Genomic DNA, 7,693 nt, shown 5'->3' on the forward strand with positions numbered 1-7,693 from the left:
GGGGAACTGCGCGACCAGCCACAAACGACCCGCACCCATCCACGCACCCCCACCGCCCACGCACCCCCCTGCCGAACCGCCGGAGGCTAAGGTGCGAAATGTGATCGACTCCGCCGGTTAACGACACCGGTCTTGCCCAGCCCGGCGGTGAGGCTTACTTTCGGGCTCTACGCTCACCATCTACGGGCGTAGAAGCTCTCTGACGTCCCGTCGAAGGAGCAGCTCATGGCCAACGTCGTACGCGCCGCTCTGGTCCAGGCCACCTGGACCGGCGACACCGCATCCATGGTCGCCAAGCACGAGGAGCACGCCCGCGAGGCGGCCCGTCAGGGCGCGAAAGTCATCGGCTTCCAGGAAGTCTTCAACGCCCCGTACTTCTGCCAGGTCCAGGACCCGGAGCACTACAGCTGGGCGGAGTCCGTGCCCGACGGCCCCACCGTCACCCGCATGAGGGAACTCGCCCGCGAAACCGGCATGGTCATCGTCGTGCCCGTCTTCGAGGTCGAGCAGTCCGGCTTCTACTTCAACACCGCGGCCGTGATCGACGCCGACGGCACCTACCTCGGCAAGTACCGCAAACATCACATTCCCCAGGTCAAGGGATTCTGGGAGAAGTACTACTTCAAACCGGGCAATCTCGGCTGGCCGGTCTTCGACACGGCCGTAGGCAAGGTCGGCGTATACATCTGCTACGACCGTCACTTCCCGGAGGGCTGGCGCCAGCTCGGCCTGAACGGCGCGCAACTCGTCTACAACCCGTCGGCGACCTCCCGCGGCCTCTCCGCCCACCTCTGGCAGCTGGAGCAGCCCGCCGCGGCCGTCGCCAACGAGTACTTCATCGCCGCGATCAACCGCGTCGGCCAGGAGGAGTACGGCGACAACGACTTCTACGGGACGTCGTACTTCGTCGACCCGCGCGGCCAGTTCATCGGCGAGACCGCCAGTGACAAGACGGAGGAACTCGTCGTCCGCGACCTCGACTTCGACCTGATCGAGGAGGTCCGCCAGCAGTGGGCCTTCTACCGGGACCGCCGCCCGGACGCGTACGAAGGGCTGGTGCAGCCGTGACCAAAGACCTGGCCGAGGACCTGCCCAAGGGCCTGTACCAGCGCCACCAGGCCGTCCTCCCCGACTGGCTCGCCGTCTACTACACCGACCCCCTCGAGCTCACCCACGGCGAGGGCCGCCACGTCTGGGACGCCGACGGCAACAAGTACCTCGACTTCTTCGGCGGCATCCTCACCACGATGACCGCGCACGCCCTGCCCGAGGTGACGAAGGCGGTCACCGAGCAGGCCGGCCGGATCATCCACTCCTCGACGCTGTACCTCAACCGGCCGATGGTCGAGCTCGCCGAGCGGATCGCCAAGCTGTCGGGCATCCCGGACGCGCGCGTGTTCTTCACGACCTCGGGCACGGAGGCCAACGACACCGCGCTCCTCCTCGCCACCGCGTACCGCCGCAGCAACCAGATCCTGGCGATGCGCAACAGCTACCACGGCCGCTCGTTCACCTCGGTCGGCATCACCGGAAACAAGGGCTGGTCGCCGACCAGCCTCTCGCCCCTCCAGACCCTGTACGTGCACGGCGGCGTCCGCACCCGCGGCCCGTACGCCGACCTCAGCGACGCCGACTTCATCGCGGCCTGTGTCGCCGACCTGGAGGACCTGCTCGGCCACGTCCGCCCGCCCGCGGCCCTGATCGCCGAACCCGTCCAGGGTGTCGGCGGCTTCACCTCACCGCCGGACGGCCTGTACGCGGCATTCCGCGAGGTCCTCCAGGAGCGCGGCATCCTGTGGATCGCCGACGAGGTGCAGACCGGCTGGGGCAGGACCGGCGATCACTTCTGGGGCTGGCAGGCACACGACCAGAACGGCCCGCCCGACATCCTCACCTTCGCCAAGGGCATCGGCAACGGTATGTCCATCGGCGGAGTCGTCGCCCGCGCCGAGATCATGAACTGCCTCGACTCCAACTCCATCTCGACCTTCGGCGGCACCCAGATCACCATGGCCGCGGGCCTCGCCAACCTCACATACCTCCTGGAACACGACCTCCAGGGCAACGCCCGCCGCGTCGGCGGCCTCCTCATCGAGCGGTTGCGGGCCATCGCCGCCCAACTGCCGGGCGTACGGGAGGTGCGCGGCCGGGGACTCATGATCGGCGTCGAGCTGGTGAAGCCCGGCACCGACCAGGCCGACCCGGACGCGGCGGCCGCCGTGCTCGAAGCGGCCCGCGGGGAAGGCCTGCTGATCGGCAAGGGCGGCGGTCACAACACCAGCGTCCTGCGCATCGCCCCACCGCTGTCACTCACCGTCGCGGAGGCCGAGGAGGGCGCCGCGATCCTCGAGCGTGCTCTGAGGAGCATTCAGTAACGCGAGATTGAAGGTACGCCCGTGGTGACCACCACCGCCTTGGAACCCGCTCTGTCGGTCCGTCAGGTCCTGGCTCTGGAGCGGGTGCTCGCCGGAGAGCCCGAGGTGGTGGCCGGTGCGAGCCAGCTCGACCGGGCCGTGCGCTGGGTGCACGTCGCCGAGGCGGCCGACGTCGGCGTGATGCTCAGCGGCGGCGAGATGGTGCTCACCACGGGCGTGCTGCTCGCGGGTGACCCGGAGGCGCAGGCCGAGTACATCCGCTCGCTGCACCGCGCGGAGGCCTCGGCCGTCGTCCTCGGACTCGGCCGGGCCTTCCCCACGCCGCCCGACGTGATGCGCCGCGTGGCCGAGCGATGCGGGCTGCCGATGGTGGTCCTGCACCGTCCCTTTCCCTTCGCCGAACTCACCGAAGAGGTCCAATCCCGGCTCGTACAAAGGAAGTTCGCGGCCGTCAGCCTCTCGGAAGCCGTACGGACCGCGCTGACCGGGCTCATCACCGCGGGCGCCCCGCTGCAACGGCTGCTCGACGAGATCGCCGGCCACAGCGCCTGCCCCGTCGTCGTCACCAACGTCGCCCACCGCGTTCTCGCGACGGCGGGGGAGCGGTCCGCGGTCGACGACGTGCTGCGCGACTGGGAACGCATCGCACGGCAGGCCGGCGGCAGCGAGGGCGACGGCTGGGTCCGCGCCGAGCTGGGCGGGCGCGGCGAGCGCTGGGGCCGCATCGTGCTGTGCGGCTACCGCGGCGACGCCGCCACCGGACGGCTGCTCGCCGACCGCGCCGCCGAGGCCCTGATCCTGCACCGCATGCTCGGCGGCAGCTCCGCGCACTCCTGGGAGGAGCAGTCCGCGCAGGGCCTGCTCACCGACCTCGCCTCCGGAGTCGTACCGGCCCGGCAGCTGCTGCCCCGGGCCCGGGCGGCCGGGCTACCGGTCAACCGGCGGACGTTCGTGCCCTTGGTCGTACGGGACGGAGAACCGGCTCAACTCGTCCGCGTACTGCGCCTGTTGGGACTCCCAGGACTCGTCGCCGAACTGGCCGAAGGGGCGACCGCCGTACTGCTGAGCCTGGCGCGGGACCAGGACGCGGAGGCCCTCGCCGCCCACTTCGCCACCCGGCTGCGTACGGAATCGGGGATCGGCAAGGCGGTCGTCGCCGCCGCGGATCCGCGGACCGTGTGGGACGACGTCCCCGCCGGTCTGCGCGAGGCCCAGCACGTGGCCGACGCCGTCGCCGAGAGCCCCACCGACCTGGACCTGCCGGTGGTGGTTCGGCTGCGGGACGTACATCTGCGGGGCCTGATACGCCTCCTGCGGGACGACCCCCACGTCCAGTCCTTCGCGGAGCGGGAGCTGGACGGGCTGCTGTGCGGGGCGGACGCGGAGTCGGATCTGCTGCCGGTGTTGCGGACGTATCTCGCGACCGGCCGCAACAAGTCGCGTACCGCGCAGCTCCACCACGTCTCCCGACCCGCGCTGTACCGGCGCCTGGAGGCGATAGAGGGGCGGCTCGGCGTCGATCTCGACGACTTCGAGCAGGCCGCGTCCATACACATCGCGCTCCTCGCACACGACGCGCAACAAGGCTGAGACACTCGGCCGCGCAACAGGACCGAAACACGGGAAGACCTGGGAAAACGGTGGTGAAACATGGGTCGACGCAAGGGTGACACCGTGGAACGCCACGCACCTGTAGACGTGACACGCTGCAACTCAATCCAGCTCTCCGGACTTTCTAGGCTCGCCGCACACCGAGCGACCGGAGGTCCCGATGAGCAGAGTGATCCGCGCCGCCGTCTTCCAGACTGCCTGGACGGGCGACAAGGAATCGATGATCCAGGTCCACGAGCAGGCGGCCCGCGACGCGGCCGCGCAGGGTGCTCAGGTCCTGTGCTTCCAGGAACTGTTCTACGGGCCCTACTTCTGCCAGGTCCAGGACAAGGCGTTCTACGAGTACGCCGAGCAGATCCCCGAGGGCCCGATCGTCCAGCGCTTCCAGGCGCTCGCCAAGGAACTGGGCATCGTCCTCGTCCTGCCGATGTACGAGGAGGAGCAGCCCGGCGTCCTCTACAACACGGCGGCGGTGATCGACGCCGACGGTTCGTACCTCGGCAAGTACCGCAAGACGCACATCCCGCAGGTCGAGGGCTTCTGGGAGAAGTTCTACTTCCGCCCCGGCAACAGCGGCTGGCCGATCTTCGACACGGCCGTCGGCAGGATCGGCGTCTACATCTGCTACGACCGGCACTTCCCGGAGGGCTGGCGCGCGCTCGGCCTCGCCGGTGCCGAGATCGTCTTCAATCCGTCGGCCACCTCACGTGGTCTGTCCAGCTACATCTGGCAGCTGGAGCAGCCGGCCGCGGCCGTCGCAAACGAGTACTTCGTGGGCGCGATCAACCGGGTGGGCGTGGAGGAGTTGGGCCCCAACGACTTCTACGGAACCTCGTACTTCGTGGACCCGGAGGCCCAGTTCGTGGGCGAGGTGGCCAGCGACAAGGAGCCCGAACTGGTCGTCCGCGACCTGGACATGGCCAAGCTGCGCGAGGTCCGCGACCGCTGGCAGTTCTACCGCGACCGTCGCCCCGACGCGTACGAGCCGCTGGCGGCTCCCTGACGGGGATTCTGTCGGGGACACCGGTGCCCGGTGCCCCGCGCCCCTTCAGGGGCGCGGGGAACTGCGCGACCAGCCACGACGCACCCGCACATACCGACTGCCCTCCACCGGGGTGCCCACGACAGGACACGACAGGAGAGGAACCATGAGTAGCCGTACCGTCATCCGCGGTGGCCTAGTCATCACCGCGTCAGACGAAATCCACGCGGACGTCCTCATCGAGGACGGCCGCATCGCCGCCCTCGCCGCGAGCGGCACCCCCGCCGCCGAGGCCTGGACGGCCGAGCGGACCATAGACGCCACCGGGAAGTACGTGATCCCGGGCGGCGTCGACGCCCACACCCACATGGAGCTGCCGTTCGGCGGCACCTTCGCGTCCGACTCCTTCGAGACGGGCACCCGCGCCGCGGCCTGGGGCGGCACGACCACGATCATCGACTTCGCGGTGCAGAGCGTCGGCCACTCGCTGCGCGAGGGCCTGGACACCTGGAACGCCAAGGCCGACGGCAAGTGCGCCATCGACTACGGCTTCCACATGATCGTCTCCGATGTGAACCAGGAGACGCTCAAGGAGATGGACCTGCTGGTCGAGGAGGGCGTCACCTCCTTCAAGCAGTTCATGGCCTACCCGGGCGTCTTCTACAGCGACGACGGCCAGATCCTGCGCGCCATGCAGCGCTCCGCCGAGAACGGCGGCCTGATCATGATGCACGCCGAGAACGGCATCGCGATCGACGTCCTGGTGGAACAGGCGCTGGCCCGCGGCGAGACCGATCCCCGCTACCACGGCGAGGTCCGCAAGGCCCTTCTCGAAGCCGAGGCCACCCACCGCGCCATCAAGCTCGCGCAGGTCGCGGGGGCGCCGCTGTACGTCGTGCACGTGTCGGCGCTGGAGGCAGTCGCCGAGCTGGCACGGGCGCGCGACGAGGGCCTGAACGTCTTCGGCGAGACCTGCCCGCAGTACCTGTTCCTGTCGACGGACAACCTCGCGGAGCCGGACTTCGAGGGATCGAAGTACGTATGCAGCACGCCACTTCGCCCGAAGGAACACCAGAAGTACCTGTGGCGCGGCCTGCGCACCAACGACCTCCAAGTGGTCTCCACCGACCACTGCCCCTTCTGCTTCGAGGGCCAGAAGGATCTGGGCCGGGGCGACTTCTCCAAGATCCCCAACGGTCTGCCGGGCGTCGAGAACCGAATGGACCTGCTCCACCAGGGCGTCGTCGACGGACACATCTCGCGGCGCCGCTGGATCGAGATCGCCTGCGCGACTCCGGCCCGGATGTTCGGCCTGTACCCGAAGAAGGGGACGATCGCGCCGGGCGCCGACGCCGACATCGTCATCTACGACCCGCACGCCGAGCAGGTCATGTCCGCCGAGACCCACCACATGAACGTCGACTACTCGGCGTACGAGGGCAAGCGCACCACCGGCCGCGTCGAGACGGTCCTCTCGCGTGGCGAACTCGTCATCAGTGAGCGGGAGTTCACGGGTCGCGCCGGGCACGGCGTCTACACCCCCCGCTCCACCTGTCAGTACCTTCTCTGAGCGACTAGGAGCGGCGCCATGGACTTCGGACTCGTCCTGCAGACCGACCCCCCTGCCTCCCGCGTCATCAGCCTGATGAAGCGGGCCGAGCGCAACGGCTTCACGCACGGCTGGACCTTCGACTCCGCCGTGCTGTGGCAGGAACCCTTCGTCATCTACAGCCAGATCCTCGCCAACACGCAGAAGCTGACGGTCGGCCCGATGGTCACCAACCCGGGCACCCGCACCTGGGAGGTCACCGCCTCCACCTTCGCCACGCTCAACGACATGTACGGCAACCGCACGATCTGCGGCATCGGGCGCGGGGACTCGGCGATGCGCGTGGCCGGCCGCAAGCCCAACACCCTGGCCAGGATCAGCGGCGCCATGAAGGTCATCCGCGCCCTCGGGCGCGGTGACGAGGCGGATCTCGGTGGCACGGTCATCAAGTTCCCGTGGGTCAGGCCGGGCGCCGAACTCCCGGTCTGGATGGCCGCGTACGGCCCCAAGGCGCTGAAGATGACCGGCGAGGAGGCCGATGGCTTCATCCTCCAGCTCGCCGACCTGTATCTCACCGAGTACATGGTCAAGGCCGTCAAGGACGCGGCCGTCGAGGCCGGACGCGACCCGGCCGAGGTCAAGATCTGCGTGGCCGCGCCCGCGTACATCACGGAGGACGACTCGCCCGAGGCGCTCGCCCACGCGCGGGAGCAGTGCCGCTGGTTCGGCGGCATGGTCGGCAACCACGTCGCCGACCTCGTCTCCAAGTACGGCGAACACTCCGCCGCCGTACCCGAGGAGCTCACCGAGTACATCAAGTCCCGCGAGGGCTACGACTACTCCCACCACGGACGCAGCGGCAACCCCGACACCAAGTTCGTGCCCGACGAGATCGTCGACCGGTTCTGCCTGATCGGCACCGCCGAGCAGCACATCGAGAAGCTGAACGCCCTGCGCGACCTGGGTGTCGACCAGTTCGCCCTGTACGACATGCATGACGCGCAGGAAGCCGTCATCGACGCGTACGGCTCGAAGGTCATCCCCGCTCTCACCGCCTGACCCGCACCCGTCGCACCACCGGGTCACCGCTCCTCCCCACCCCCAACCCCCAACCCCCCCCCCCTTTCCCCCCCCCCCCCCTCTCTGGGGAGGGGACCGGGGAACCACACGGACTTT

General features: G+C 69.1%; 6 protein-coding genes. All 6 read left to right on the top strand.

The features are described 5' to 3' along the window. The first annotated feature begins 225 nt into the window (after positions 1–225). The 6 genes from ACTWQR_RS54845 to ACTWQR_RS54870 all read left to right on the top strand — a co-directional run bounded on the left by ACTWQR_RS54845 (position 226) and on the right by ACTWQR_RS54870 (position 7,576). Positions 226–1,068, top strand: a complete 843-nt coding sequence (locus tag ACTWQR_RS54845) for a nitrilase-related carbon-nitrogen hydrolase (RefSeq protein WP_443234863.1) — start codon at positions 226–228, stop codon at positions 1,066–1,068. Next, complete coding sequence (locus ACTWQR_RS54850; RefSeq protein WP_443234864.1) at positions 1,065–2,375, top strand: aspartate aminotransferase family protein; 1,311 nt, start codon at positions 1,065–1,067, stop codon at positions 2,373–2,375. Before ACTWQR_RS54845 ends, ACTWQR_RS54850 begins: the two co-directional genes overlap by 4 nt. A gap of 24 nt (positions 2,376–2,399) precedes the next feature. Then, positions 2,400–3,965, top strand: coding sequence for a PucR family transcriptional regulator (locus ACTWQR_RS54855; RefSeq protein ID WP_443234865.1), 1,566 nt, complete (start codon positions 2,400–2,402; stop codon positions 3,963–3,965). A gap of 181 nt (positions 3,966–4,146) precedes the next feature. Beyond that, complete coding sequence (locus ACTWQR_RS54860) at positions 4,147–4,989, top strand: nitrilase-related carbon-nitrogen hydrolase (RefSeq protein ID WP_443234866.1); 843 nt, start codon at positions 4,147–4,149, stop codon at positions 4,987–4,989. 145 nt (positions 4,990–5,134) lie between these two features. Beyond that, complete coding sequence (hydA, locus tag ACTWQR_RS54865; RefSeq protein WP_443234867.1) at positions 5,135–6,538, top strand: dihydropyrimidinase; 1,404 nt, start codon at positions 5,135–5,137, stop codon at positions 6,536–6,538. An 18-nt stretch (positions 6,539–6,556) separates the two neighbouring features. Beyond that, complete coding sequence (locus ACTWQR_RS54870; RefSeq protein WP_443234868.1) at positions 6,557–7,576, top strand: TIGR03842 family LLM class F420-dependent oxidoreductase; 1,020 nt, start codon at positions 6,557–6,559, stop codon at positions 7,574–7,576. Positions 7,577–7,693: the final 117 nt, after the last annotated feature.

Source organism: Streptomyces sp. 2A115 (genome assembly GCF_052245575.1).
Lineage (GTDB): Bacteria > Actinomycetota > Actinomycetes > Streptomycetales > Streptomycetaceae > Streptomyces.